Here is a 26,613-nt window from a genome sequence, read left to right as displayed (position 1 = left end):
GGCCGCTTGCGGCCGGTACCGGTCCGGGTTAGAGATCACTTCGGAACAACACTGTGATGAGTCACGCCCCTGGATTTTCGGGGGGTGGACAGCCTTCTGATCAAGTTACCGATGTGGGCCGAGCTGGTGCCGGCCGCACCATCCATGTGATCGGACAAATCGAGGGCAAGACACCACGGTGTGGGTCAGCGCGAGGTGGAGTCACGATTACTGGACGGAGAGGCCAACACCTACTCTGCCAGCCAGTCCCAGACCAGCCACTGTCAATACTCACAGCGCGAGGTATCTGAGCCGCCGTCGGGTAGCAACTAGGGGAGGAGGGTGGCGCGGAGGCGGGCGACGTGGCCGCGGGCGTCGACATCGTACTCGGCGTGCGTCAGTGAGCCGTCGGCGCCGATGACGAAGGTCGATCGCTGCGTGCCCTGGAACGTGTGCTCACCGATCGTTTTCTGTCCATAGCTTCCGTAGGCCTTCGCCACTGCCGCACCGGGGTCGGACAGCAGCGAGAACGTCAGTCCCTCCTCGGCGGCGAATTCCTTGAGCGATTCGGTGTCGTCGGGGAGATGCCGAGGACTTCGAATCCGGCGGCCGCCAACGCCGAGAGATTGTCCCGGAAGTCGCAGGCCTCCGTCGTGCAGCCCGGCGATGCGGCCTTCGGGTAGAAATAGAGGATGACGCGGCGGCCGGCATAGTCGGCCTTCGAGACGGTTCGCCCCTCGGCGTCGGTGAGGGTGAAGTCGGGAGCGATGTCTCCGACGCCGAGCCGAGTCTGAGTCGTGATGGTCATGGTGTGTCCTTTCGTCGTTGAAATGGTGTGTCCGGCTGCGCGCTGAGCGCGCACGCCTGCGCGGCCGTGTCCTCGATGAGCGCTTCGGCGCGCTCGGACAGGGTGGCCAGGTCCGAGGGCCCCGGCGCGATCGACAGCGCCGCCGTGATCCCGGCTTCCCGACATTGTGCGGCGGACAGGCCGACCCGGCCGGCGATGACGATCACCCGCGCCGAGGCGGGGGCATGATCCCGCACGGCCGCGACGACCTTTCCGCCCAAGGATTGGGAATCGAAGGATCCCTCCCCGGTGAGCACGAAGTCGGAGTCGGCTAGGGTCTCGGTCAGCCCCACGGCCTCGGCGACCATCGTCGAGCCGGGCACCACCTCGGCGCCGAGCATGGTCGTCAGCCCCAGCGGTATCCCGCCGGCGGCCCCGAACCCTGGCGTCGCGGCCAGGGAGTCGGCCTCGGCAGAGGTGCCGGTGAGCACCTCGGCCAAGTGACCGAGCCCGGAATCGAGCACGGCCACCGAGTCCGCGTCTGCTCCCTTCTGCGGACCGAAGACCGCAGCGGCCCCGCGGGGGCCGGTGAGCGGATTGTCGACGTCGACGGCGATGCGCCACCGCACTGCCGTCGCCCGCCGGTCCAGCCCCGCGGTGTCGACCGTGGTGATCGCGGCCAGGCCACCGCCGCCAGGTGCGACGGGATCGCCGTTCGCATCGGTGAACCGGGCGCCGAGGGCGGACAGTATTCCGGTCCCGCCATCCGTGCTCGCCGAACCGCCGATGCACAGCAGGATCTCCTCGACCCCGAGGTCGAGGGCCGCGGCCGCGATGAGTCCGACGCCGTAGGTGTCGGCGCGTTCGGGCCGCAGCTCCACGTCCGAGACCTGCGGCAGCCCGTTGGCCTGGGCCGCTTCGATGACCGCAGTCCTTCCGTCGGGGGAGAGGCCGAAGGCCGCCGAGGTGGTCCTGCCCAGGGCATCGACGGTATCCACTGCGCGCGGCCGGGTTCCCCAGACGGCGAGCAGCGCGTCGAGCGTGCCCTCGCCGCCGTCGGCGAAAGGCAGTTCGGTGATCCGTGCACCGGGGAAGACCGCCCGGGCTCCGCGTGCCATGGCGGCCGCGGCGGCGGGAGCGGAGGCCGAACCCTTGAAGGAGTCAGGGGCGCAGACTATTGACGGGGTCTGATCTGTCGTTGTCGGGCTCATGCACTCATTCAACCTCATCGTCACTGGCCGGGTGTGCGGCGGTTGCCACACGACCAGTATCCACTATACGGAAGAAAGTTTCCACAAAAGTGTGTGAGCAATTTGACATTGCCGGTGGTGCCCAGCAGACTCGGAGCAGTTGTTCGGAAATGGTATTCCGAACAGTGAAAGTCATTCATTGCCTGTCAAGGAGGTCACCGTGGACCTGGCCGAGTTCAACCGACTCCCAGCCGATGACGCCCGCGGAATTCTGCGTCCCTGCCTCGACGTCGATCGGTGGATCGACGCGGTCGTCGACGCCCGCCCTCTGTCCGACCTCGATTCCGCCAGGTCGGCGTCCCGCGCCGCCGGACCGCTGACCACCGCTGAGATCGACGCGGCGATGTCCCATCATCCGCGCATCGGTGAGAAAGCGAAGGGCGAGAGCGCGGAGGCGGCCCATTCGAGCCGTGAACAGGCCGGACTCGGCACCCTCGAGGCCGATGTGCAGACCCGGCTGGCCGAGGGGAACGCGGCCTACGAAACCCGCTTCGACCGCGTCTTCCTCATCCGCGCCGCCGGCCGCACGCCCGAGGAGATCCTCTCCGAGCTGGAGCGTCGCATGGACAACACTGCAGAGGATGAGACCGCCGAGGTCGGCGAACAGCTCGTCCAGATCGCCGAACTGAGACTTGAAGGAATTCTCTCATGAGCTTCATCACCGCCCACGCGCTCGACTCGATGGTCGGCACCCCGGCCGCCGACCTGGAGGTCACTCTCTACACCGGTGACGAGATCATCGTCTCGGCCCGAACCGACGCCAACGGAAGGGTCGCGGACTTCGGGCCAGACCACCTCGAGCCGGGAGACTACCGGATCGTCTTCGGCACCGGCGACTACTTCGCAGCCCGGGAGATCGACCACTTCCACCCCGTGGTCACCATCGACTTCACCGTTCAGGCCGGACAGGAGCACTATCACATTCCGCTGCTGCTCAGCCCCTTCGCGTACAGCACCTACCGCGGCAGCTGAGCCGCACCCGCAAACGCTACAGGGGAAGCAGGCCCCCTGCAGGATCTCCATCCTCAACAAACCGCCGAAGCCGACCGGTTCACCCGGGCAGGCCTCGCCAATCGAATGGTCACGGTGTGCGCAGGCGCGCACGCCGACGAACTGGAGGAAGACAATGAGCAAGGTCCGACTGACATCGAACCAGTACGGCAAGGCGGAGAACCGACTGATGCGGGTCTACCGCGATTCCGATCGCCACGAGATCCGCGATCTCAACGTCACATCGCAGCTGTGGGGCGACTTCGAGACCGCCCATACCGAAGGCAACAACGAACACGTCGTCGCCACCGACACGCAGAAGAACACGGTCTTCGCGAAGGCCAAGGAGCTGGGCGTGAGCTCGCCCGAACAGTTCCTCATGGGCCTGGCCGATCATTTCACGTCGGACTTCGACTGGGTCACCGGCGGACGCTGGGAAGCCGAAGAATACGGCTGGGACCGGATCAACGATCACAAGCACTCGTTCTTCAAGTCCGCACCCGAGGTCCGCACCGTCGTCTTCACCCGGGACGGCGATAAGGACACGCTGATCTCCGGCTTCAACGGACTCACCGTGCTCAAGACCACGGAATCGGGCTTCGTCGGCTACCCGAAGGACAAGTACACGACTCTGCCGGAGACCCAGGACCGGATCCTGGCTACCGATATCGCCACCAGGTGGATCTACAACACCACCGACCTCGATTTCGAGGCCGTGTACACCAGGGTCAAGGAGATTATCCTCGACTCATTCACCGACCACTTCTCCCACGCTCTGCAGCACACGCTGTACCAGATGGGGGAGAAGGTCATCGAGGCCGTTCCGGAGATCGACGAGATCCGCTTCTCCTGCCCGAACAAGCACCACTTCCTCTATGACATCGAACGTTTCGGGCTCGAGAACCCGAACGAGGTCTTCATCGTCGCCGACCGCCCCTACGGCCTCATCGAAGCCACCTTCACCCGTAAAGGCGTCGACGAGAACAAGGACGCATGGGCACAGGTCGCCGGCTTCTGCTGAGATCTGAACATCACCTGCTGAGACAGGACTTTCCATCTCCGGGCTCCCGGGGTACTGTTCCGGGAGCCCGGACCCCGTGAGAAGGAAACCCCGATATGACACAGGACATAACCTCGGCGAGTCCGAGGGGAATCACCGACGAAGAGGTCGATGAATGGATCGAGTCCTGGGAAGGGCTCGTCGACGCGCGCGGAACCCAGCGCGCGGCCGAGATCATGGAGGCGCTGCGTGCACGCGCGGCCGCGAACTCCGTCGCCCAGCCCAAGGTCACCACCACTGACTACGTCAACACCATCCCCGTTGACCAAGAACCGTTCTATCCGGGCGAGGAGAAAGTCGAGCGCCGCTTCCGCCGATGGCTGCGCTGGAACGCCGCCATGCTCGTCCACCGGGCACAGCGGCCCGAGATCTCCGTGGGCGGGCACATCTCCACATACGCCGGAGCCGCCACGCTCTACGAAATCGGATTCAACAACTTCTTCCGCGGCCAGGACCATCCGGGCGGCGGCGATCAGGTCTTCTTCCAGGGGCATGCCTCACCGGGAATGTACGCTCGAGCCTTCCTCGAGGGCCGACTGACCGAGGCCGACCTCGACGGATTCCGTCAGGAGGTCTCTCGTGCCCCGCACGGGCTGAGCTCCTATCCGCACCCGCGTCTGATGCCGGAATTCTGGCAGTTCCCGACCGTGTCGATGGGTCTGGGCCCGATCAACGCGATCTATCAAGCGCAGATGAACCGCTACCTCCACCACCGCGGGATCTCCGACACTTCGGATCAGCGGGTGTGGGCGTTCCTCGGGGACGGCGAGATGGACGAACCCGAATCGCGCGGAGCTCTGCAGTTGGCCGCGAACGAGGGACTGGACAACCTCACCTTCGTCATCAACTGCAACCTGCAGCGTCTCGACGGGCCTGTGCGCGGCAACGGCAAGATCGTCCAAGAGCTGGAGGCGACCTTCACCGGCGCCGGCTGGGACGTCATCAAGGTGCTGTGGGGCCGCGAATGGGATGACCTGCTGGCCAAGGATCGCACCGGCGACCTCGTGAAGATCATGAACGAGACTCTCGACGGGGACTACCAGACCTTCAAGGCCGAATCCGGCGGATTCATCCGCGACAACTTCTTCGGCCGGACCCCTGCGACGAAGGGACTCGTCGACCACCTGTCCGACGACGACATCTGGAACCTCAAGCGCGGCGGACACGACTACCACAAGGTCTTTGCCGCCTATCAGAAGGCCGTGAACACCAAGGGCAAGCCCACGGTCATCCTCGTGCAGACTGTCAAGGGCTACGGCCTTGGCACGACGTTCGAGTCGCGCAACGCCACCCACCAGATGAAGAAGTTCACCGCCGCCGACGTCAAGGCCTTCCGCGACCGGATGGACATCCCGATCAGCGACAAGGTCATCGACGAGGATCCGTACGCCGTCCCCTATTACCACCCGGGCAAGGACTCCGAGGAGATCCAGTACATGCTCGACCGCCGGCGTCAGCTCGGCGGATTCCTGCCGGCGCGGAAGCCTGCGAACAATCGGATCACCCTGCCCGCGCCCAGCGACAAGGCATTCGCGCAGACGAAGAAGGGCTCGGGGCAGCAGATGGCCGCCTCGACGATGGCCTTCGTCCGCCTGCTCAAGGACCTCATGCGGGAGAAGGGGTTGGGTGAGAGGATCGTGCCGATCATCCCCGATGAGGCCCGCACCTTCGGGATCGACGCGTTCTTCCCGACCGCGAAGATCTACAACCCGAACGGGCAGAACTACCTCGCTGTCGACCGCGAGATGTTCCTCTCGTACAAGGAGGCCACGAGCGGGCAGCTCCTCCACGTGGGCATCAACGAGGCCGGTGCCGCGGCCGGATTCACTGCGGCGGGAACAGCGTACTCCACCCACGGCGAACCGATGATCCCGATCTACGTGTTCTACTCGATGTTCGGGTTCCAGCGCACCGGCGACGCCTTCTGGGCTGCCGGTGACCAGATGACCCGCGGGTTCATCATCGGGGCCACCGCCGGGCGGACGACCCTGACCGGTGAGGGGCTGCAGCATGCCGACGGGCATTCCCCGGTGCTCGCGGCCACGAACCCGGCCGTGCGCGTCTACGATCCGGCCTTCGGATACGAGATCGGGCATATCGTCCGCGACGGTCTGCATCGCATGTACGGCGAGCACGACCTCGGCGATGACGAGCGCAACGTGATGTACTACCTCACCGTGTACAACGAGCCGATGCTCCAGCCTGCCGAACCGTCCGACGTCGACGTCGAGGGCATCCTCAGGGGAATCCACCGCGTCGCCGAGGCGGCCGCGGGCGATCGTCCGCAGGCACAGCTGCTCGCTTCCGGTGTGGCCGTGCCCTGGGCGCTCGAGGCTCGGGACCTGCTCGCCGCTGACTGGGGCGTGGACGCCGCCGTGTGGTCGGTGACCTCATGGGCGCAGCTGCGCCGTGACGGTCTCGAATGCGAAGCCGCGGAACTGACCGCCGCCGACGGTGGCGACGCCGCCGCGCAACGCGTGCCGTATGTGCGCCAGAAACTCGACGGGCAGCCGGGGCCGATCGTGGCCACGAGCGATTTCGACTCCACTCAGCCGGATCTCATCCGGCCGTACCTGGATCACGATTTCGCCACGCTCGGCGCCGACGGGTTCGGCTTCTCCGATACCCGTGCCGCCGCGCGCAGGCACTTCAAGATCGACGCGCATTCCATGGTCGTGCGCACCTTGCAGCTGCTCGCCAAGCGCGGTGAGATCGACAGCTCCATCCCCGCCGAGGCGGCTCGACTCTATCGACTGAACGACGTCAACGCCGGCACCTCGGGAACGGCCGGCGGAGACTCCTGACCAGGTTCAGGAGCTCAACGCAGGGTCAGCGGCCGCTCTGCATCTCTGCGGAGATGCGGGCGGCCGCGTCCTTGAGCAGCGGTACCGCGCGATCGGCGAACGATTGGTCGACGCGGCTGATCGGGCCCGATACGGAGATCGCCAAGGGTGCGGGGGAGTCGGGGATGGCCATGGCGAAGCAGCGCACCCCGAGCTCCTGCTCCTGCTCGTCGATGGCATAGCCGCGCTCACGGATGCGGCCGAGCTCGGCCTCGAGCTCACCGATCGTCCCGATGCTGAACTCCGTGGGAGTGGGCATCCCGGCGGTGGTTGCGATATGCCGGACCTGTTCGGGCTCCAGGCCCGCGAGGATGGCCTTGCCGACCCCGGTGGCGTGCATATGGGCACGGCGTCCTACCTCGGTGAACATCCTCATCTGGCGTTCGGATGCGACCTGATCGACGTAGACGACCATGTCTCCGTCCATCGTCGCCACGTTCGCCGACTCCCCGAGCTCGGCGACGAGCTCGCGCAGGTAGGGGCGGGCGACGGCGCCGAGCTGAGACCCGGCGATATCGCCGAGCCGCACCAACCCGGGTCCGAGCGCATAGCCGCGGTCGGGCAGCTGGCGGACCACGCCGAGGTTGACCAGGGTGTTGAGCAGGCGGTGGATCGTCGGCAGGGGCAGATTGACGTCGGCGGCGATATGGCTCAGCGTCGCGGATCCTGCGGAGTTCGCGATGCACTCAAGCAGTCCGAACGCACGTTCGACGGACTGCACGCCGCCTTTGGACTGGCGGATCGCCGGGGTGTCCTTGCTGCTCATCGAAGTTCCTTAATCTGTGGTGAGTCTCGGCTGTGAAACTCCGTTCAGTCTAGTCGCGAAATGGAAGAAACTTTCCGAATCCACGCGAACCGTCTAGAATTTCCACTAGGCAAAAGTTAGTATCCATAATACGGAATCTTGATATCAAGGAGGATATTTCCCATGGTCGCCACCAGCCCCGGATATTCCATCACCCTGCGCGTCGGCACCGAGGTCGGTCAGGCCTCTACCTCCGACCTCGTCGCCGCGGCCGCCGCCACCGGTGCGTCTGTCACCGCCCTCGACGTCGTCGAATCCACACCGCATTCGGTCATCATCGACGTCAGCGCCGACACCCGAGATGTCGCCCATGCCGACGAGGTCTCCGACGCCCTGAGCGCTCTGTCCGGAGTGGAGGTCCACAAGGTCTCGGATCGGACCTTCCTCCTCCATCTCGGCGGGAAGCTCGAATCCACCCCGAAGGTGCCTCTGCGCAACCGCGACGACCTCTCCCGCGCCTACACTCCGGGTGTGGCCCGCGTGTGCAAGGCGATCGCGGAGAACAAGGAGGATGCGCGCAGGCTGACGATCAAGCGCAACACCGTCGCCGTGGTCACCGACGGCACCGCGGTGCTCGGCCTCGGCGATATCGGACCCGAAGCGGCCATGCCGGTGATGGAGGGCAAGGCCGTGCTGTTCAAGCAGTTCGCCGATGTCGACGCGTGGCCGGTGGCTCTCGACACGAAGGACACCGAGGAGATCATCTCCATCTGCAAGGCCATCGCCCCGGCCTACGGCGGAATCAACCTCGAGGACATCGCAGCCCCGCGCTGCTTCGAGATCGAGGCGCGGCTGCGCGAGGAACTCGATATCCCCGTCTTCCACGATGATCAGCACGGCACCGGCGTCGTCACTCTCGCCGCGCTCAAGAACGCGCTGAAGGTCGTGGACAAGAAGCTCGAGGACCTGCGCATCGTCGTCTCGGGAGTCGGCGCGGCCGGCAACGCCATCATCCGCCTCCTCCAGGTCGCCGGCGCCACGAACATCATCGCCTGCGGTCGTGACGGAGCGATCGGCCCGGACTCGACCGTCGACACCGACCACAAGAAGTGGCTGCAGGCGAACACGAACCCCGAAGGGTTCTCCGGCACACTCAAGGAAGCCGTCGTCGGTGCAGACGCGTTCATCGGCGTCTCCGCCCCAAATGTGCTCGACGGCGACGATATCGCAGCGATGAACAAGGACGCCCTGGTCTTCGCCATGGCCAATCCCGACCCAGAGGTGGACCCCGCCGAAGCGCTCAAGCAGGCGGCCGTCGTCGCCACCGGCCGCAGCGACTACCCGAACCAGATCAACAACGTCCTCGCCTTCCCCGGCATCTTCCGCGGACTCCTCGACGCCGAAGCCCGCGACATCGACGAGAACATCATGGTCGCCGCTGCCGATGCCATCGCCTCGTGCATCCCCGAGGACGAACTCCACCCCGGCTACGTCATCCCCTCCGTGTTCGACCCGGAGGTGGCGAAGAAGGTCGCCGAGGCAGTCGCCCAGGTCTCGTCCTGAAACCCCAGAGAGCCTTACGTGCCTGGGGGTGGAGAATGAGAGACAATGAGGCCAAGCCAGGCGCCGCCGCCTCGCCGTCGAACCCCGTGCAGAGAAAGAGAATGTGAAAGTGGAACGATCAGTACTGGCCGATATCGACTCGCTGCTGGGGGACACGGACGAACTTCTGGCAACCGCCTATCCCGGTGATCGCGACGTCCGCCAACCCGTGCATACCGTGTATGTGCCCGGTCACCGCACGAGTGCCGACCTGCCGTACCAATGGGGACAGCAGGCGCTCGAGTGCGTCGAGGCCCATGGCGGAATGCTGCAGCTGGCCGAACGCGTCATCAGCGCCGCCCGGAAGGGATCCGGTCCCGCGATCCCCGGCCAGGTGACCAGCATCCACCAGGTGGCCCGCGAGGCCGAACTCCTCGCCGAGGCGGTCACCGCGAAGCTCGAGCGTGAGCCGATCGAGGATCTGCGTCTGGACTTCGAAGACGGATTCGGCGACCAGGGCGATGAGACCGAGGACCGGTGGGTCGTCCGGGCCGCTCGCGATGCGGTGGCCGGCCGAGCCGAGAAGGGAGCCCCCGGCTTCGTCGGCATCCGGTTCAAATGCATGGAGGCGCCGACCCGAGAACGCGGAATGCGAACCCTTGATCTGTTCATCGCTGAACTCATCAAGGCGGGCGGCGCGCTGCCGGAGAACCTCGTGCTCACTCTGCCGAAGGTCAGCACCGTCGACCAGGTGAGGGCGATGGTGCTCGCTGCGCGGGCGCTGGAAGCCGAGCACGGCCTCGGCGAGGGGACGATCACCTTCGAGATCCAGGTCGAGACCCCGCAGTTCGTGCTCGCCGCCGACGGCACCGTCCCACTGGCGACGGCCCTGCAGGCCGGGGCCGGGCGTGTGACCTCGCTGCACTACGGAACCTATGACTATTCGGCGTCGATGGGCGTGGCCGCGGCCTACCAGGCGATGGATCATCCGGTCGCAGACTTCGCGAAGAATCAGATGATGCTTGCTGTCGCCGGCACCGGCGTCCACCTCTCCGACGGGTCGACGAACATCCTTCCGCTCGGCGAACCCGCAGAGGTCCACCACGCGTGGGCGCTGCACGCGGGCCTCGTCCGCCGCCACCTCAAGCGGGGGATCTATCAGGGGTGGGACCTGCACCCGCACCAGCTGCCGACCCGGTTCCTGGCGACCTTCGCTTTCTACCGCGAAGGCGGGGCAAGGGCGGCACAGCGCCTGCACGACTACGTATTCAAGGCGGATTCGACCGTCCTCGACGAACCCGCCACAGCGAAGGCGCTCGCCCGCTACCTCGACCGTGGACTCGTCTGCGGAGCCCACACCGAGGAGTTCGTGACCTCACGGACGAACCTCAGCCTCACCCAACTCGGGCAGCTCGCCCGCACCGGCTCGCTCGACTGAGCCCACTGACCACCGACCGAAGGAGACCCCACCCATGACGACGACCGACCCGTACACCTACTGGGCACCGACCGGCGGACATCCGCCGCAGTCCGATCTGCTCACCGACCGCGCACTTGTCACCGAGGCCTATACGGTCATCCCGCGCGGAGTGCTGCGCGATATCGTCACTTCGAACCTGCCCGAGTGGACCGGGGCCCGGTCGTGGGTGCTGAGCAAGCCGGTGGCCGGGGGAGCGGTGACGTTCTCGCAGACGATCCTCGAGGTGGCGCCCGGCGGCGGCTCCGAGAAACCAGAACCGCAGCCCGAGGTCGAGGGATTCCTCTTCGTCATGGCGGGAACGCTCGAGGTCACCCATGACGGCACGGCGCACACGCTGACCCCCGGCGGGTTCGCGTTCCTTCCCGCCGGATCGACATGGTCGGCGAAGTCCACCGGCACCGAGGCGGCCCGTTTCCATTGGGTGCGCAAACGCTACCAGCCGGTGCCCGGGCTGACGCCTGAAGCGAAGTTCGGCAACGAAGCCGAAGTCGAACCCTCGCCGATGCCCGGAACCGAGGGACGCTGGCGCACAACCCGTCCGCTCGACCCTGACGACCTCGCCTACGACATGCACGTCAACATCGTCACCTTCGAAGCCGGAGCGGTCATCCCGTTCGCGGAGACGCATGAGATGGAGCACGGGCTCTACGTGCTCGAAGGCAAGGCCGTCTACCGCCTCAACGGCGACTGGGTCGAGGTGCAGGAGGGCGACTTCATCTCCATGCGCGCCTTCTGCCCGCAGGCCTGCTATGCCGGAGGTCCGGGACGTTTCCGTTACCTGCTGTACAAGGACGTCAACCGCCAGGTCGAGCTCTGAGGCCCCGCTGATCGACTGACGCTGATACGAAGAAGCGGCCTGCCGGAAGTTGATTCCGGCAGGCCGCTTCTTCTTGTCTGGGCAGTCTCAGATGAGGCGTGTCAGATGAGCTGCAGGGTCCGCGAGGTGTACTCGGAGACCTCCTTGAGCAGCGTCTCGTCGTCGACGAGGTCGCGACCCAGCGAGGGGATCATGTTCTTGAAGCTCTTCTCCCAGCCTGCGTATTCACGCGGGAAGCAGGTCTTGAGCAGGTCGATCATGATCGGCACTGCCGTCGACGCACCCGGGGAGGCGCCGAGGAGAGCAGCGATCGAGCCATCAGCCGACGAGATGAGCTCAGTGCCGAACTGGAGCACGCCGCCCTTCTTCGGATCCTTCTTCATCACCTGCACGCGCTGTCCGGCCTGGATGAACTCCCAGTCGGACGGGTCGATGTTCGGGATGAACTGGTGCATCGCCTCGAAGCGGGCCTTCTTCGTCGCAGCCAGCTCACCGAGGAGGTAGGTGACGAGGTCCGTGTTGTCCTTGGCGACGTTGAGCATCGTGGCGAGGTTGTTCCCGCGCACGGAGAACGGCAGGTCCGTGAAGCGGCCCTTCTTGAGGAACTTCGGCGAGAAGCCGGCGTAGGGGCCGAACATCAGGTAGTCCTTGCCGTCGACGACACGGGTGTCGAGGTGCGGCACGGACATCGGGGGAGCACCCTGTGCAGCCTGGCCGTAGACCTTCGCCTGGTGGCGTGCGACGAGTTCCTCATTGGAGGTGCGCAGGAAGATTCCGGAGACCGGGAAGCCGCCGAAACCGCGTCCCTCGGGGATGCCGGACTTCTGGAGCAGCGGCAGGGCGCCGCCGCCGGCACCGACGAAGACGAACTTCGCGCCCACCTGGTGGGTCTCGTGCGAGAGCAGATCCTTGACGGAGAGAGTCCATCCGTCGGAGGAGCGCTGGAGATCGGTGACCTGGTGGCTGGTGCGCACGGTCGCGCCCTTGTCCGCGATGTAGCTGAGCAGCTGAGTCGACAGAGAGCCGAAGTCAACGTCGGTGCCCTTCTGGATCCGCGAGATGCCGTTGACCTGTCCCGGACCGCGGCCTTCGAACATCAGCGGCAGCCATTCGGCCTGGGTCGCCGGGTCGTCGGTGTACTCCATGTCCGCGAACAGCGGGTTGCGCACCATCGTCTCGTAGCGGTTCTTGATGTAGTCACGGCCCCTGTCGCCGCGGCCGTAGCTGACGTGGGCGATGGGGTTGATGAAGGACTTCGGATCGGTGATGACACCGGTGTCGACGAGGTGCGACCAGTACTGGCGGGAGTGGTGGAACTGCTGGTTGATGTTCGAGGCCTTCTCCAGGTCGATCTGACCACTGGAGTCCTCGGGGGTGTAGTTGAGTTCGCAGAGTGCGGCGTGGCCGGTGCCGGCATTGTTCCAGGGATCCGAGCTCTCCGAGGCCACATAGTCGAGCTTCTCGTAGACACGGATGTCCCATTCGGGTTGAAGTTCGGTCAGCATGGCGCCGAGAGTGGCGCTCATAATGCCGCCGCCGATCAAGACGACGTCGACTTTTTCCTGCGGTGAGGGCATTTGGACTCTCATTCCTCGTCTCTGACTGCTTGTATTCGTCTCTCAGGTTACTCTCCGGCATCGGCCCACCTGTAACCCGGGAGGTCGCAGCAGCGTCTCGGGAGAGCATTCTCACAGCGGATGGGTGTCCGTCCAAGACGTCCGATTCCGACCATTCGGACGCTTTGGCAAGACAGTCTGTGTCGCCCGCCACAAGGTGTGCAACTATGGGCACATGTCCAAACGTTTCCTGCTCCGTGACGCGCTCGCCGATTTCCCTCCGTACGTTCCCGGCAAACCTCCCGTCGCATCACCGGGCCTGACCCCGTACAAGCTGTCCTCGAACGAGAACCACCTGCCGCCGCTGCCGGGGGTTGTCGAATCCGTGGCATCCGCCTCGGCGATTCCGGGGAATTACCCCGATCCCACAGCGGCCGCGCTCGTGGCCGATATCGCCTCCCACCTCGATGTCGAACCCGCCGAGGTGGTTCCCGGCGCCGGTGCCTCTGAGGTCCTCACAGCGCTGACGAACATCACCCTCGAGGCGGGCACGTCCGTGGTCTATCCGTGGCCGTCGTTCGAGATGTACCCGATCCTCGCCTCGGCGCGGGGCGCGGAGAAGCGACCCGTCGACCTCCTCGACGACGGTCGCCACGACTTCCGCGGACTGGCTGCGGCGATCGATGACACGACCCGACTCGTGCTGCTGTGCTCGCCGAACAACCCGACCGGTCCGACGATCAGCGACGCCGAACTCGAAGGATTCCTCGCCGAGGTGCCCGAGAATGTCATCGTCGTCCTCGACGAGGCATACCTGGAGTTCGCCACCGAGGCGGCCGACTCCATCGCCGCGTTCCGCAAGCAACCGAATCTCGTACTCGCCCGCACCTTCTCGAAGGCACACGGCCTGGCCGGCCTGCGCGTGGGCTTCGGCATCGCCGATTCCGAGATCGCCTCGGCGATGCGACAGGTCATCGCCCCGTTCTCCGTCACCGCCGGTGCCCAGGCCGCTGCCCGGGAATCCCTGGCCAGGGTCGACGAGGTGGCTGTGCGCGCCAAGGAGATCGCCGCGGTGCGCGACCGGTTCGCCCACGATCTGCGGGAGCTGGGTCTGTCCGTGCCCGATGCTCAGGGCAACTATGTGTGGATCGCCCTCGACCCCGAGGCCGCCGTCGCCTTCGAGGGCGAGTGCGCGAAACAGGCCGTGGCCGTGCGCCGGCTGCAGGGTGGTGTGCGTGTGAGCATCGGACCCGATGAGGCCCTCGACCGCGTGCTCAAGGTCGCGGCGTCGCTGTGACGATGAGCGCGGAGACAGCGGTGAGCACAGACCTGGGCGAACTCGCCGCCGAGCTTAGCGAGGGCGCCCTGGTCACCGATCGGGATGTCATTGACTCCTATTCGTCGGACAAGGCCCTGTTCTGTCCGGTCGGAGAGGCGCTGGCACTGGTGCGTGCCGCGTCCGTCGAGGATGTGGTCGCGGTGATGCGCTTCGCGACCGCGCATCGGATCCCCGTCGTCACACAAGGTGCCAGGACGGGACTGTCGGGGGCGGCCAACGCCACCGACGGGGCGATCCTGCTCAACGTGGCGAAGCTGAGTGCGATCGTCGACATCGACGCGGTAAATCAGACGTGCCGGGTCCAGCCAGGTGTCATCAACCAGGACCTCAAACACGCACTGGCTGCGCACAAGCTGTCTTATCCGCCGGATCCGGGGTCGGTGGCGATCTCGACGATCGGCGGGAATGTCGCGACGAACGCCGGCGGAATGTGCTGTGTGAAGTACGGAGTGACGAAGGACTATGTGCGGGCGATGACCGTGGTCCTCGCCGATGGGACGGTGACGACGCTCGGCCGGCAGACAGCCAAGGGTGTGGCCGGTCTCGACCTGGCGGGACTGTTCGTCGGATCCGAGGGCACTCTGGGCGTCATCGTCGAGATCACGCTCGGGCTCACACCTCTGCTGGCGCCGCCGGTGACCGGTGTCGGGATCTTCCCGGACTTGGAGTCGGCCGGGCATACAGTGTCTGAGTTCATGGCGTCCGGGGCGGCCCCGTCGATGCTCGAGCTCATGGACGGAGGTACCGTGGGCATGATCAATGCCTATGGTGATTTCGGGCTGCCCGACGGGGCCGGTGCGCTGTTGTTGGTGCAGTCGGATGCTCCGGGGCAGGCCGGTGTGAACGAGCTGAAATCGTTCGAGGCGATCGCCACGGCGCAGGGTGCCGATGAGGTGTTCTTCTCCGATGATCCGGCGGATTCGGAGATGCTGGTCGCGGCTCGTCGGGCGGTGTCTCCGGCGATGGAGAAGTACGTGTCGGGTATCGGTGGGGGAGAGCTCATCGATGATGTGTGCGTTCCTCGGTCCTGCCTCGGCGAGTTCTTCGCCAGGTTGGACGAGATCGCGGCCCGGCATTCGGTGGAGGTGTCCACGGCCGGGCACGCCGGGGATGGGAATATGCATCCGAGTGTGCTCTTCGATGCGTCGGATCCGACGAGTGTGGCCGAGGCGAAGGAGACGTTCTCAGAGATCATGCAGCTGGGTCTTGACCTGGGTGGGACGATCACGGGTGAGCACGGCGTCGGGTATCTGAAGAAGGACTGGCTGGTGCGCGAACTCGATGCGGGTGCGCGGGCGCTGCAGACGTCGATCAAGACGGCGGTGGATCCGTTGGGGATCCTCAACCCGGGCAAGATGCTCGGCTGACGCGTCGGCGGCATTCCGACCGATGTCTCGGATTGTGACGGCGCGCGACCCACTGTGACCGGTCGCGGCCGGCTCTGTCAGTGCGCGGTCTAAGGTGCTGGGAAAAGAGAGGATTGCCCATGACGCTCACCCAGCTGCCCGTTCTCGACCTCAGCCTCGCCGATGACCTCGCGACCGCGGAACAGTTCCGCGAGGATCTGCGTCGCATCACTCACGAGATCGGCTTCTTCTTTCTCACCGGACCCAACCAGTAGCCGGAATCACTGCCCGAGCTGTGGGAGGCCACGGACTCCTGGCATGCGCAGCTGACCGAGGTCGGCGCACGCCTCCTCGAACAGTGGGCGCTCAGTCTCGGCCGGCCCGGCGATCATTTCGCCGACGCGTTCGCCGAGGATGCCGAATCCTTCATCAAGATCGTTCGCTATCCCGGAGCCGAGTCCGAGTCCGAGTCCGTGGCCCAGGGGGTGGGCGAGCACCGCGACGGCGGCACCCTCACCCTGCTCTACCCGCAGCCGGGCACGACCGGTCTGCAGGTGCTCACCGACGACGAACGCGACGCCCTCCACGCGGTGTATGGGGAGAACGCTTTCCTCTCCCGGCTGCGCTCCCACCCGAACGTCGCCGAGAAATTCTATCCGGAGTTCGTCGGCGCTCAGGACTGAGAGATCGCGTCAGTGGTGAAACTGTTCTGCGAGCACCGCGATGTCGTCGGGACGGATCCGGCAGCAGCCGCCGAGGATCCGCGCGCTTAGGTGGGTCCACTCCGCCACCGGCCACGACCCGACACCGGGTTCCGCGCCGTCGTGCCAGGTCAGAGTGTCCGCGTCGTAGGTCTCGCCCGAGTTCGGGTAGGCGATGAGCGGCAAGTCCATGTGCTTGGACAGTTCTCTCAGTGCTGGAGTCACGAGGGACGGACGAACGCAGTTGACCCCGACTGCATTCACGCTCGCCGAGGCGGCCACCGCCTGGGCGAGGTCCGCCAGGGTACTGCCGTCGGGCATGGTCGGGGCGGTCGTGTCCGGGGCGCCCTGTAGAGTCACGGTCACCCAAGCGGGAAGGCCGATGTCCTCGGTCAGAGCGATGAGTGCGCGGATCTCATCGAGGCGCGGTTGGGTTTCGATGGCGAGCAGGTCCGCACCGGCCTCGGCGAGGGCTTCGATGCGCGGACGATGGAAGGCGGTGTACTCAGCCGGCGTCAGACGGTAGTCGCCGGTGTACTCGGCGCCGTCGCCCAAGGCAGCGCCGTAAGGGCCGACGGACCCGGCGACGAGGATTCTTGCGCCTGGTGCGGCACTGCGATCTGCCGCAGCGCGCGCGATGCGCACGCTGTCGCCGATGATCCGGCTGCCCTCCTCGGCGCTGATTCCCGCCTCGGTGAATCCGAGCGGCGTCGCCTGGTAGCTCGCGGTCGTGAGTATCCGGGCTCCGGCGTTCGCGAAGGCGGTGTGCACCGTGAGCAGAGTGTCCGGATCACGGCCGATGAGTTCGGCCGACCACAGTGCATGGTCGAGGTCGATGCCGCGATCCTCGGCGGCACTGCCCAGCCCACCGTCGATGACGATGGGGGCGGCCGCCTCGGCGTGGGTGAGCATCTGGGTGAACGTCATGGACTTAGTTAAGCTTGTCTGGTGACTACAGACGAAACTCCGGCAGCATCCGAGACCGCGCCCATCAACGACCGATCGCAGTTCGGCTTCGAGGTGGGCACCCGCATGGACACGGGCGGTCGCACCGGAGTCATCCACACCCCGCACGGCGACATCCAGACCCCCGCGTTCATTCCCGTCGGCACGAAGGCCACGGTCAAGGCAGTGCGCCCCGACGAGGTCGCGGAACTCGGCGGTCAGGCGGTGCTCTCGAACGCTTACCACCTCTACCTGCAGCCGGGATCGGACCTCATCGACGAGGCCGGCGGGCTGGGGAAGTTCATGAATTGGCCCGGACCCACCTTCACCGACTCCGGCGGATTCCAGGTGATGAGTCTCGGCTCGGGGTTCAAGAAGGTCATCTCGATGGAGTCGACGGGGGAGCAGAACGACGAACTCGTCGCCGTCGGCAAGGAACGGCTGTCGAACGTCGACGATGACGGGGTCACGTTCAAGTCCCACCTCGACGGATCGATGCACCGGTTCACGCCGGAGATCTCGATGCGGGTGCAGCACGAACTCGGCGCCGACATCATGTTCGCCTTCGATGAGCTGACCACGCTGGTGAACACCCGCGGCTACCAGGAGGAATCGCTCGAGCGGACCCGGCTGTGGGCGATCCGCTGCATCGAAGAGCACTTCCGCCTCACCGAGGAGCGGTCGCACCGGCCCTACCAGGCGCTCTTCGGGGTGCTGCAGGGTGCGCAGTACGAGGACCTGCGACGCAGGGCCGCCCGCGACCTGGGCGCGATGGACTTCGACGGCTTCGGCATCGGCGGTGCACTGGAGAAGGAGAACCTCGGCATCATCATCCGCTGGGTGTGCGAGGAGCTGCCGGAGAACAAGCCGCGGCACCTGCTGGGCATCTCCGAACCCGACGACCTGTTCGAAGCGATCAAGACCGGCGCGGACACCTTCGACTGCGTCTCGCCCTCCCGCGTGGCCCGCAACGCCGCGATCTACACCCGCGACGGCCGGTACAATCTCACCGGCGCGAAGTACCGCCGCGATTTCGGCCCGCTCGATCCCGACTGCACGTGCTACACGTGTCAGAACTATTCACGGGCGTACCTGAGGCACCTGTACAAGGCGAAAGAGATGCTCTTCTCCACCCTGTGCACCATCCACAACGAGCACTTCGTCGTCTCGCTCGTCGCCGAGATCCGCCAGGCGATGATCGACGGCCGCTTCGACGAGCTCGAAACCGAGGTCCTCGGCCGCTACTACGCGAAGAAGTAGCCGCAGGCGTCCCTACATGGCGTCCGCGTCGGGTTCGTAGCTGGGTTCGTGGCGCTTGACGAGCTTGATGACCCGGTAGGTCACGGGCAGGAAGATGATCTCGACGGCGACCTTGTAGACGAAGCCGACGATGATGTAGTTGAGGAAGTCGAGCCCCGGGATGACACCAGCGAAGGCGATGACGCAGAAGAGCAAGGTGTCGACGAACTCGCCGACACCGGTCGAGGTGAGCAGTCGCACCCACAGCTTCGACTCGCCCATCCGCTTCTTCACGGCCACGAGCACCCAGGAATTGAGCAGCTGGCCGACGACGTATCCGACGAGCGAGGCCGCGACGATGCGCGGATAGAAGCCGAGCACGGCGGCGAAGGCGTCCTGGTTCTCGTAGCCGGGCCCCGGAGGCGAGATGAGCACGAGCCAGAAGACGAAGGTGGCCAGTATCTGCAGCGCGAAACCGGTGATCACAGCCTTGCGCGCGGCCTTGAAACCGTAGACTTCGCTGATCACATCGCCGAGGATGTACGCGATGGGGAAGAGGAAGGCGCCGCCGTCGGTGACGATCGGTCCGAAGCCGATGACCTTCGTGGCTGAGATGTTCGAGATGATGAGCACCGCGCAGAACACGGCGAGGAAGACCGCATAGTAGCGGCCCCGGGAGGAAGCAAAAGCTGCGAGGCGTGCAGCCGAGGAGGTGTGCGCCGGATCGGTGGTGCGACCCGGCTGCCCAGACTCGGATTCGGAGCGTCCGGGCTCGGCCTCAGGACTCTTCTGCGACAACGGTGATTTCCTTTCCTCCGGTGACCGTGAGCAGCTGCTCGTACGTCAGGGGCACCATCGAATTCGGTGTCCCCGCGCCGGCCCAGAGAACAGGATAGTCCTTCAGCGACACATCGACATAGGTCGGAATCGGCCCTGGGTGGCCACAGGGCGCGACTCCGCCGATGACCTGCCCGGTGGCTTCGCGCACGAGTTCCTTCGACGCTCGGTCGAGGGAGTCGACGCCGATGAGATCGGCGACATGTGCCGTGTCGACCCGGTGCGCGCCCGAGGCCATGATGAGCACAGGCTGGCCGCCGGAGGAGAAGATGAGGCTGTTCGCGATGGCCCCGACCTCGATGCCCAGGGCCTCGGCTGCGGCGGCTGCCGTCGGCGTCGAACCGTCGAAGATCTCGATGCGCGGATCGATGCCCGCGGCCGTGAGATCGGCGGCGACCGCCCTGTGGTTGGGGTGATCCCACCTCGTCGAGGCGGCTCCGGATTCGGACTCGGCACTGGCCTCATCGTCCTCGTTGTCCGTCTCGGTGACTGGTTCGGCGAGACCACGGCGACGCAACAGCGGGGCGACATCCGGGCGGGTGCCGAAGAAGCGTTCGATCGCTGCCATCGGGTCGACCGAATAGCCGGGGGCGAGGATGGCCTCGCGGAAGGCATCTCCTGCTTCCCGGTTGAGTCCGCCCTGGTCTTCGAACCATTCGCTCACCCAGGCGGCGATGACCTCGGAGTAGAGGTAGGAGTAGTAGCCGGCCGCATAGCCGGAGGCGAAGATGTGTCCGAAGTACGTCGACCTGTAGCGCGGAGGCACGAGCGGGGAGAACCCGGCCGCGGCGAGCACCTCGGATTCGAAGGACAGCACCTCGGTGATGTGCTCCCCGGCTTCGAGCGAATGCCAGGACAGGTCGAGCATGGCCGCGGCGAGGTATTCGATCGTGTCGAAGCCCTGCCCGAACTTCTCACTGGCGATGAGCGCATCGACGAGTTCGGCCGGCATCGGCTCACCCGTCTCGACATGCTTTGCGAAGTGGGGGAGGACCTGCGGGTGGAAGCGCCACATCTCGTTGAGCTGCGACGGGAACTCGACATAGTCGCGGGGCACGGCAGTGCCCGCAGTCGACGGATAGGTGGAGTTCGCGAAGAGGCCGTGGAGGACATGGCCGAATTCGTGGAAGAACGTCGTCAGCTCGGTCGGATTGAGCAGCGTGGGCCGACCCGGTCCGGGCTTGGCGAGGTTGAGCGAAAGGGTGACGACCGGCAGCAGCCCGGTCAGCCGGGAGGCCGGAACCAGCTGGTCCATCCAGGCTCCGCCGCGCTTCGTGTCCCTGGAGTACGGGTCGATGAACACGAGTCCCAAGGGGCGTTCGGTGACATCGGTGACCTCGTAGGCGCGGACGTCTTCGTGCCAAGCGGTGACGCCCTCGTAGGGGGCGAAGGTGATTCCGTACAGGCCGGTGGCGGCCCGGAAGACACCCTCGGTGAGGACGGTGTCGAACTCGAAGTACTTGGCCACCTCGTCGGGGTCGATGCCGAATTCATCGGCGCGGTACTTCGCGAGGTAGTACTTGACGTCTTCGGCCGCGACGGTCTCGAGCTCGTAGCGCTGCCTGACCTGGGCAAGCTCCGCATCGAGTTGGGCGTTCGCGGGATTGATGAGGGAGGAGACGATATCGGCGGCGGCATCGGGGTTGCCCGCGGTCTGATTGTCGATGGCGAACGACGAGTACGAGGGGTATCCGAGCAGATGTGCCTTCAGCGCACGCAGCGCCGTGGTGTCGGCGACCTGAGTGCGGGTGTCGCCGTCGCCGCCGCGGGATCCGCGCGCCATCGAGTTGTTGAGCACGTGTCGACGAGTCTGTGCCGTGCTCAGGGACTCGAGCACGCCCTGCTGGGTGAAGTTGTTCAGCGGCAGCAGGTAGCCGTCGACGCCGCGCTCGGCAGCACGATTCGCCGCTGCCGCGATCTGATCGTCGTTCATTCCGGCCAGAGCATCGGCTTCGCTGAGGTGGACGGCCAACTCGCGCGTGTCGAGCTGCAGAGCACGGGAGAAGGAGTTCTCCAGCGTGGTCAGTTCGGCCGCGATCGTCGCCATCTGCTCTCGCTCGTCCTCGCCGAGGCGGGCTCCCGCACGCACGAAGAGATCGATGGTCAGTTCGTGCTGACGCTTGTCCTCGGGGTTGAGGTCGGAGACCGAGACCTGTTCGATGCGGTGGAAGAGGTCCACGTTGAGCAGGATCTCCGTCTGGGTGGCCGATAGGTGTTCCCACACCTCGCCGATCGCGTCGGTGAGTTCGGGCCGCAGATGATTCGATTCGATGGCCGCGGCGACGGAGGCGATGCGGGTCATCGGCACGGACGCGGATTCGAACCTCACGGTGGTGGAGAAGAACGTGGACTCGGCGTCATCGGCGATGACCGCAGCCACCTCGGCGCGGGCGAAATCGGTGGCCTTGTGAACCGCGGTCAGCAGCGTCTCCGGGGTGATCGCGGAGAAGTCGGGCAGCGAATAGTCGGTCTGTGGGTCGAGGAACGCTTCCCAGACATCGATTCCGTTCGGATCTGCGCTCATTCTCGACGATTCACTTTCTTAGCGGTTGAGGGTTCGCTCCGATCCTAACGTGAGTCAGCCGACCAGCGCATGATCGCTGGTTACACTGGTTTCCATGGGCACTGGTCAGGGCAAGTCCCTCACACTCAACAGCGCGTTCCGGCTCGGTTTCACCGGCGCTTTGGGCGTGGGGTTGGCGATCGTGGTGATGACGGCGCTGCAGTCCGTGGTGACCGTGATCATCTACATCGGCTTGGCGCTGTTCCTCGCTCTCGGTCTCGAACCGATTGTGCAATGGCTCGTCGATCGCAATGTGCCGCGGTCACTGGCGGTGCTCATCGTCGTCGTGGCCTTCATCCTCATCGTCGTCGGCGTCGCGCTGCTCATCGCTCCGGCCGTGATCAGCCAGATCCAGACGTTCGTCGCGGATCTGCCCGGGATCGTGGCGAACCTCGCGACGACCGGGTGGGTGACGGAGCTCGAGGAGCAGTTCACCGGCGCAATCGACATCGATGCGGTCTTCGGCAATATCGCAGATTGGGCCTCTGACCCGAAGAACGTGCTCTCCCTCGGTGGTGGGGTCGTCTCGATCGGGGCGGGGATCCTCAGCTTCCTCACCGGCGTGATCATCGTCGTCATCCTCACCATCTACTTCGCCGTGTCCATGCCGACCATCAAATCCGCGATGTTCTCGCTGGTCGCGGCATCGTCGCGGCCGACCGTCGAATCTGTCACCGAGGAGGTCACCCGATCCATCGGACGCTACGTCCTCGGCCAGGTGTCCTTGGGCGTCATCAACGGCGTGTGCTCGGCGATCTTCCTGACCATCATCGGTGCCCCGCTGCCGGCGCTGTTGGCATTCGTGGCGTTCCTCGCCTCGCTCATTCCCCTGGTCGGACCGATCACCGGTGCGATCATCATCACCGCGTCCTGTCTGATGGTCTCGCCCGGACTGGGCATCACTGCCGGCATCTACTACCTCGTGTACATGCAGGTCGAGGCGTATCTGCTCAGCCCGCGGATCATGAAGGCAGCGGTCGATGTGCCTGGGGCTCTCGTCATCATCGCCGCGATCACCGGCGGCACGCTCGGCGGGGTGCTCGGTGCGGTGGTCGCGGTGCCGGTGGCCGCCTCGGCGCTCATCATCATCCGCAAGGTCGTCGTCCCGGCGCAAGCGAAGAGGTAGGAACGGCGGTCCGAACCTCAGTCCTGGTCGTCGTGGCTGCCTGAATCGATGCGGGTGACGAGTGCGTGGATGATGAGTTTGGCGATGAAGTACGCGCCGAAATAGGCGACTGCCGCGAACACGAGGCTGATGAGCAGGTTCCCGTCCCCACCGAGGCGGGGCAGCGCGATGAAGATGGCTGCGGTGATCGCCGCGAGATACGGGATCAGTCGGAGGACGGGAGATTCGGGCTCGCTCATGGAGCTGAGTCTAGCAATGGGGTACCGGTGCATCGCTGAGGAGTCTAAGGTGGAGCCCATGGCTGAAGCCGACTGGACCGCACAGCGTGACGAGGCCGTGCCTAAGGATGTGGAACGGCTGCTCTCAACCGTGCCGGAATGGTTCGGCAGACCCGAATCCAACGCCGAGTACGTCGACGACGCACGCAGCATGGAGACGTGGACGGTGCGCGACGAACGTGGCCGAGTCGTCGGAGTCACGTTGGTGACGAATCATTTCCCGCAGACCAGTGAAATCCATTTCACCGTCGTCGACCGCTCTGTCCACGGCAGGGGAGTCGGGACTGCGATGATCGAGGCCATCAACGAGGACGTGAGGGCCCGTGGGGCGAAGCTGCTCGAGGTGAAGACGCTCGGGCCGTCGAAGTACGATCCGAACTATGCGCGGACCCGTCACTTCTACGAGAAGATGGGCTTTGTCCCTCTGGAGGAGACAGACCTGTGGGGAGCGGACACGCCCTGCCTGATCATGGTGAAGCCGGTGGCCCACGCTGCACCAGGTGAATAGGGTGTGCGCGTCTCACCAGTTGCCTCCGTGGCCCGCAACTGACCCGGAGTTCGGTGCGTTCAGGCTACGGCGCGTGGAATTGCGTGATGCTGATATGGCCCGTGATCTGTCCACCGATCCCTACGTGCCTCTGACTGGGACGTTGCCCGGAAATGCCAGTCGCGAGGAGGCAGAGTCGTGGGTGCGGAGACAGCAGGGGCGTCACGCCGAAGGGCGGGGATTCTCATTCACAATCGCGAAGCGATCTGACGACGAGGCAGTGGGGCATTGCGGTCTATGGCTCAAAGACCTCGCAGACGGCCGAGCAGATGCAGGCTACGGGATCGCGCCCTCGTCGAGACGGAGCGGATACGCCACCGAGGCGCTCATCGCACTGACCAAATTCGCTTGGACGATACCCGGACTGAGTCGAGTCGAACTCTTCATCGAACCGGGGAACACCGGGTCTCTGCGGACCGCTGACAGAGCAGGATATGTGCGCGAACGAGTGCTCGCCGAACAGCAGGAGATCGGCGGCACCCGGCGAGACATGGTGGTCTTCGCTGCGCCTCTGCCGTTGAGCTGACTGCTCTTTCGGCGACCACCCTCCGAACTCCCTCAACGTCTATTGTCCGCACCCCTGTTCCGACCTAAGGTGAGAGGACACGGACACATCCGCTCCGCGCCTCTGACCGCCATCGGACGAGGCACGTGATGTGGGGTGGATGGACTCACACGAAGGAGTGTCATGGCAGTCTACTCAGCACCCGGTACCGACGGCGCGCTCGTCACGTTCAAGCCCCGTTATGAGAACTACATCGGAGGAGAGTGGGTGCCGCCGAAGGACGGCAACTACTTCGAGAACATCACTCCCGTCACCGGGCAGGCCTTCACCGAGATCCCCAGCTCCACCGCAGACGATGTCGAGACCGCACTCGATGCAGCATGGGCAGCGGCACCGGCCTGGGGCAAGACCTCGGTCGCCGAACGCGCCAATATCCTCAACAAGATCGCCGACCGCATCGAATCCAACCTCGAAATGCTCGCCGTCGCCGAAACCTGGGACAACGGCAAGGGAATTCGCGAACCCCTGGCAGCAGACCTCCCGCTGGCCGTCGACCACTTCCGCTACTTCGCCTCAGCCATCCGGGCGCAGGAAGGCGGCATCTCTCAGATCGACGACGACACCGTCGCCTACCACTTCCATGAGCCCCTCGGCGTGGTCGGACAGATCATTCCCTGGAACTTCCCCCTGCTCATGGCCACCTGGAAGCTCGCCCCGGCGCTCGCCGCCGGCAACTGCGTCGTCCTCAAGCCGGCTGAGCAGACCCCGGCGTCGATCCTCGTCCTCGCCGAACTCATCGGCGACCTGCTGCCTCCCGGCGTCCTCAACATCATCAACGGCTTCGGCGTCGAAGCGGGCAAACCGCTGGCGTCGAACAAACGCATCCGCAAGGTCGCCTTCACCGGTGAGACGACGACCGGCCGCCTGATCATGCAGTACGCCTCGCAGAACATCATCCCGGTCACTCTGGAGCTCGGCGGCAAGTCACCGAACATCTTCTTCGACGACGTCATGGCCGCCGACGACAGCTTCAGAGACAAGGCGCTCGAAGGCTTCGCGATGTTCGCGCTCAACCAGGGCGAGGTCTGTACCTGCCCGTCGCGTGCACTCGTACAGGACTCGATCTTCGACGACTTCGTCGCCGCCGGCGTCGAACGCGTCCGCTCCATCAAACAGGGCAACCCGCTCGACACCGACACCCAGGTCGGCGCACAGGCCTCGAACGACCAGTTCGAGAAGATCATGTCCTATCTGAAGATCGGCAAGGATGAAGGCGCCGAGGTGCTCATCGGCGGCGACAAGGCCGAACTCGACGGGGATCTGGCCGGCGGCTTCTACATCCAGCCGACGATCTTCAAGGGCACGAACAAGATGCGCATCTTCCAGGAGGAGATCTTCGGACCAGTCGTGGCCCTGACCTCGTTCTCCGACTACGACGACGCGATCGCCACAGCCAATGACACGCTCTACGGCCTCGGCGCCGGAGTCTGGGCCCGCACCGGCAACACCGCCTACCGAGCCGGACGCGACATCCAGGCCGGACGCGTCTGGGTGAACAACTACCACGCCTACCCGGCCCACGCCGCGTTCGGCGGATACAAGTCCTCGGGCATCGGACGTGAGAACCACAAGATGATGCTCGACCACTACCAGCAGACGAAGAACCTGCTGGTCAGCTACTCCGAAAATGCACAAGGATTCTTCTGATGAGTGAAACAGCCGAAACAGCCGCTCTCGAATCGACACCGACGATCGAAGGCGAAGAGAAATCGCGAGTGGCGATGACTCAGGCCGCCATCGACCTGCTCGCCGACCTCGTCGACAAACACGGACAGCTCATGTTCCACCAGTCCGGCGGCTGCTGTGACGGCTCGTCGCCCATGTGCTTCCCGAAGGCGACTTCCTCACCTCGGAAGCCGATGTGCTGCTCGGACACTTCGCCCTGCCCATCGACGATGCAGAGAAGGCCGGACTGGACTTCTGGATGTCGACGGAGCAGTTCGAGTACTGGAAGCACACGCATCTGACGATCGATGTGGTGCCGGGCCGCGGCAGCGGCTTCAGCGTCGAATCACCGACGGGAAACCGCTTCATCATTCGATCGACGCTCATGGACGTCGGCTGAGGCCGGCACCTTC

General features: G+C 65.3%; 24 protein-coding genes and 2 pseudogenes. 17 read left to right on the top strand and 9 right to left on the bottom strand.

The genetic code is table 11. From position 1 onward, the window contains the following. Nucleotides 1-308: 308 nt before the first annotated feature. Together BLU88_RS16425 and BLU88_RS16420 are read right to left on the bottom strand one after the other, a co-directional pair. Nucleotides 309-787, bottom strand: a pseudogene (locus BLU88_RS16425) (peroxiredoxin). Next, complete coding sequence (locus tag BLU88_RS16420) at nt 784-1,977, bottom strand: glycerate kinase (RefSeq protein WP_092016325.1); 1,194 nt, start codon at nt 1,975-1,977, stop codon at nt 784-786. The pseudogene BLU88_RS16425 and the gene BLU88_RS16420 overlap by 4 nt, the downstream one beginning before the upstream one ends. Nucleotides 1,978-2,176: 199 nt before the next feature. On the opposite strand from BLU88_RS16420, the gene uraD reads away from it, so the two are divergent. From uraD to aceE, 4 genes are all read left to right on the top strand, one after another. After that, nucleotides 2,177-2,668 carry a 2-oxo-4-hydroxy-4-carboxy-5-ureidoimidazoline decarboxylase gene (uraD, locus tag BLU88_RS16415; protein ID WP_092016323.1) on the top strand — a complete coding sequence of 164 codons (492 nt, stop codon included), beginning with the start codon at nt 2,177-2,179 and terminating at the stop codon, nt 2,666-2,668. Further along, nucleotides 2,665-2,988 carry a hydroxyisourate hydrolase gene (gene uraH / locus BLU88_RS16410; protein ID WP_092016320.1) on the top strand — a complete coding sequence of 108 codons (324 nt, stop codon included), beginning with the start codon at nt 2,665-2,667 and terminating at the stop codon, nt 2,986-2,988. Before uraD ends, uraH begins: the two co-directional genes overlap by 4 nt. A 154-nt stretch (nt 2,989-3,142) precedes the next feature. Continuing rightward, nucleotides 3,143-4,027 (top strand): factor-independent urate hydroxylase, encoded by an 885-nt coding sequence (gene pucL, locus BLU88_RS16405; RefSeq protein WP_092016317.1) that lies wholly within the window; start codon nt 3,143-3,145, stop codon nt 4,025-4,027. 95 nt (nt 4,028-4,122) lie between these two features. Then, nucleotides 4,123-6,870, top strand: a complete 2,748-nt coding sequence (gene aceE / locus BLU88_RS16400) for a pyruvate dehydrogenase (acetyl-transferring), homodimeric type (protein WP_092016314.1) — start codon at nt 4,123-4,125, stop codon at nt 6,868-6,870. A gap of 25 nt (nt 6,871-6,895) precedes the next feature. Here the strand turns inward: aceE and BLU88_RS16395 are convergent, their stop codons facing one another. Then, entirely contained in the window at nt 6,896-7,675 is a 780-nt protein-coding gene (locus BLU88_RS16395) for an IclR family transcriptional regulator (protein ID WP_092016311.1), read from the bottom strand. 162 nt (nt 7,676-7,837) lie between these two features. On the opposite strand from BLU88_RS16395, the gene BLU88_RS16390 reads away from it, so the two are divergent. The 3 genes from BLU88_RS16390 (at nt 7,838) to BLU88_RS16380 (ending at nt 11,493) form a co-directional block, all read left to right on the top strand. Next, nucleotides 7,838-9,217 (top strand): NAD-dependent malic enzyme, encoded by a 1,380-nt coding sequence (locus tag BLU88_RS16390; protein ID WP_092016308.1) that lies wholly within the window; start codon nt 7,838-7,840, stop codon nt 9,215-9,217. A gap of 109 nt (nt 9,218-9,326) precedes the next feature. After that, on the top strand, nt 9,327-10,634 hold the full coding sequence (locus tag BLU88_RS16385; RefSeq protein WP_092016305.1) for a DUF6986 family protein: 1,308 nt from the start codon (nt 9,327-9,329) through the stop codon (nt 10,632-10,634). A gap of 34 nt (nt 10,635-10,668) precedes the next feature. Then, nucleotides 10,669-11,493, top strand: coding sequence for a bifunctional allantoicase/(S)-ureidoglycine aminohydrolase (locus tag BLU88_RS16380; RefSeq protein ID WP_092016302.1), 825 nt, complete (start codon nt 10,669-10,671; stop codon nt 11,491-11,493). Between the two features lie 101 nt (nt 11,494-11,594). On the opposite strand, the gene BLU88_RS16375 is transcribed toward BLU88_RS16380, so the two are convergent. Further along, nucleotides 11,595-13,070: a malate:quinone oxidoreductase gene (locus BLU88_RS16375; RefSeq protein WP_092016297.1), complete on the bottom strand. Its 1,476-nt coding sequence runs from the start codon at nt 13,068-13,070 to the stop codon at nt 11,595-11,597. A 214-nt stretch (nt 13,071-13,284) separates the two neighbouring features. Between BLU88_RS16375 and BLU88_RS16370 the strand changes: the two genes are divergently transcribed. The 3 genes from BLU88_RS16370 (at nt 13,285) to BLU88_RS19070 (ending at nt 16,009) form a co-directional block, all read left to right on the top strand. Then, nucleotides 13,285-14,346, top strand: coding sequence for an aminotransferase class I/II-fold pyridoxal phosphate-dependent enzyme (locus BLU88_RS16370; RefSeq protein ID WP_092016294.1), 1,062 nt, complete (start codon nt 13,285-13,287; stop codon nt 14,344-14,346). Between the two features lie 2 nt (nt 14,347-14,348). After that, complete coding sequence (locus tag BLU88_RS16365; protein ID WP_092016291.1) at nt 14,349-15,755, top strand: FAD-binding oxidoreductase; 1,407 nt, start codon at nt 14,349-14,351, stop codon at nt 15,753-15,755. Nucleotides 15,756-15,874: 119 nt separating this feature from the next. Further along, nucleotides 15,875-16,009 (top strand): hypothetical protein, encoded by a 135-nt coding sequence (locus BLU88_RS19070; RefSeq protein WP_331712448.1) that lies wholly within the window; start codon nt 15,875-15,877, stop codon nt 16,007-16,009. A 6-nt stretch (nt 16,010-16,015) separates the two neighbouring features. Here BLU88_RS19070 and BLU88_RS19065 read toward each other — a convergent pair whose 3' ends face one another. Next, nucleotides 16,016-16,231 (bottom strand): hypothetical protein, encoded by a 216-nt coding sequence (locus BLU88_RS19065; RefSeq protein WP_331712447.1) that lies wholly within the window; start codon nt 16,229-16,231, stop codon nt 16,016-16,018. On the opposite strand from BLU88_RS19065, the gene BLU88_RS19060 reads away from it, so the two are divergent. Next, nucleotides 16,220-16,417, top strand: a complete 198-nt coding sequence (locus BLU88_RS19060) for a hypothetical protein (protein ID WP_331712446.1) — start codon at nt 16,220-16,222, stop codon at nt 16,415-16,417. The two genes, BLU88_RS19065 and BLU88_RS19060, sit on opposite strands and share 12 nt — an antisense overlap. Nucleotides 16,418-16,426: 9 nt before the next feature. Here the strand turns inward: BLU88_RS19060 and mmuM are convergent, their stop codons facing one another. After that, on the bottom strand, nt 16,427-17,362 hold the full coding sequence (gene mmuM, locus BLU88_RS16355) for a homocysteine S-methyltransferase (RefSeq protein ID WP_092016286.1): 936 nt from the start codon (nt 17,360-17,362) through the stop codon (nt 16,427-16,429). A gap of 21 nt (nt 17,363-17,383) precedes the next feature. Between mmuM and tgt the strand changes: the two genes are divergently transcribed. After that, the gene (gene tgt, locus BLU88_RS16350) at nt 17,384-18,640 is read left to right on the top strand and encodes a tRNA guanosine(34) transglycosylase Tgt (protein WP_197678151.1); all 1,257 of its coding nucleotides are present in this window, start codon (nt 17,384-17,386) and stop codon (nt 18,638-18,640) included. Nucleotides 18,641-18,652: 12 nt separating this feature from the next. Here the strand turns inward: tgt and BLU88_RS16345 are convergent, their stop codons facing one another. Together BLU88_RS16345 and BLU88_RS16340 are read right to left on the bottom strand one after the other, a co-directional pair. Next, on the bottom strand, nt 18,653-19,417 hold the full coding sequence (locus tag BLU88_RS16345) for a queuosine precursor transporter (protein ID WP_167356907.1): 765 nt from the start codon (nt 19,415-19,417) through the stop codon (nt 18,653-18,655). Beyond that, complete coding sequence (locus BLU88_RS16340; protein WP_092016283.1) at nt 19,398-21,980, bottom strand: M3 family metallopeptidase; 2,583 nt, start codon at nt 21,978-21,980, stop codon at nt 19,398-19,400. The genes BLU88_RS16345 and BLU88_RS16340 overlap by 20 nt, the downstream gene beginning before the upstream one ends. A gap of 94 nt (nt 21,981-22,074) precedes the next feature. On the opposite strand from BLU88_RS16340, the gene BLU88_RS16335 reads away from it, so the two are divergent. Then, a complete protein-coding gene (locus BLU88_RS16335) occupies nt 22,075-23,145 on the top strand; it encodes an AI-2E family transporter (RefSeq protein ID WP_092016280.1) in 1,071 nt (356 codons plus the stop codon). Between the two features lie 17 nt (nt 23,146-23,162). On the opposite strand, the gene BLU88_RS16330 is transcribed toward BLU88_RS16335, so the two are convergent. After that, the gene (locus tag BLU88_RS16330) at nt 23,163-23,384 is read right to left on the bottom strand and encodes a hypothetical protein (protein ID WP_092016277.1); all 222 of its coding nucleotides are present in this window, start codon (nt 23,382-23,384) and stop codon (nt 23,163-23,165) included. 58 nt (nt 23,385-23,442) lie between these two features. Between BLU88_RS16330 and BLU88_RS16325 the strand changes: the two genes are divergently transcribed. From BLU88_RS16325 to BLU88_RS16310, 4 genes and pseudogenes are all read left to right on the top strand, one after another. Then, nucleotides 23,443-23,931 (top strand): GNAT family N-acetyltransferase, encoded by a 489-nt coding sequence (locus BLU88_RS16325; protein ID WP_092016274.1) that lies wholly within the window; start codon nt 23,443-23,445, stop codon nt 23,929-23,931. A gap of 73 nt (nt 23,932-24,004) precedes the next feature. Beyond that, nucleotides 24,005-24,496, top strand: a complete 492-nt coding sequence (locus BLU88_RS16320; RefSeq protein WP_231939473.1) for a GNAT family N-acetyltransferase — start codon at nt 24,005-24,007, stop codon at nt 24,494-24,496. Between the two features lie 162 nt (nt 24,497-24,658). Then, nucleotides 24,659-26,182 (top strand): acetaldehyde dehydrogenase ExaC, encoded by a 1,524-nt coding sequence (gene exaC / locus BLU88_RS16315; RefSeq protein ID WP_092016268.1) that lies wholly within the window; start codon nt 24,659-24,661, stop codon nt 26,180-26,182. Beyond that, nucleotides 26,182-26,600 (top strand): annotated as a pseudogene (locus BLU88_RS16310) (DUF779 domain-containing protein). The gene exaC and the pseudogene BLU88_RS16310 overlap by 1 nt, the downstream one beginning before the upstream one ends. The last annotated feature ends 13 nt before the right edge of the window (nt 26,601-26,613 follow it).

It is taken from the genome of Brevibacterium siliguriense (assembly GCF_900105315.1).
Taxonomy (GTDB): domain Bacteria; phylum Actinomycetota; class Actinomycetes; order Actinomycetales; family Brevibacteriaceae; genus Brevibacterium; species Brevibacterium siliguriense.
The sequence above is the reverse complement of the archived record's forward strand: the minus strand, read 5'-3'. Positions and strand labels throughout refer to the sequence as shown.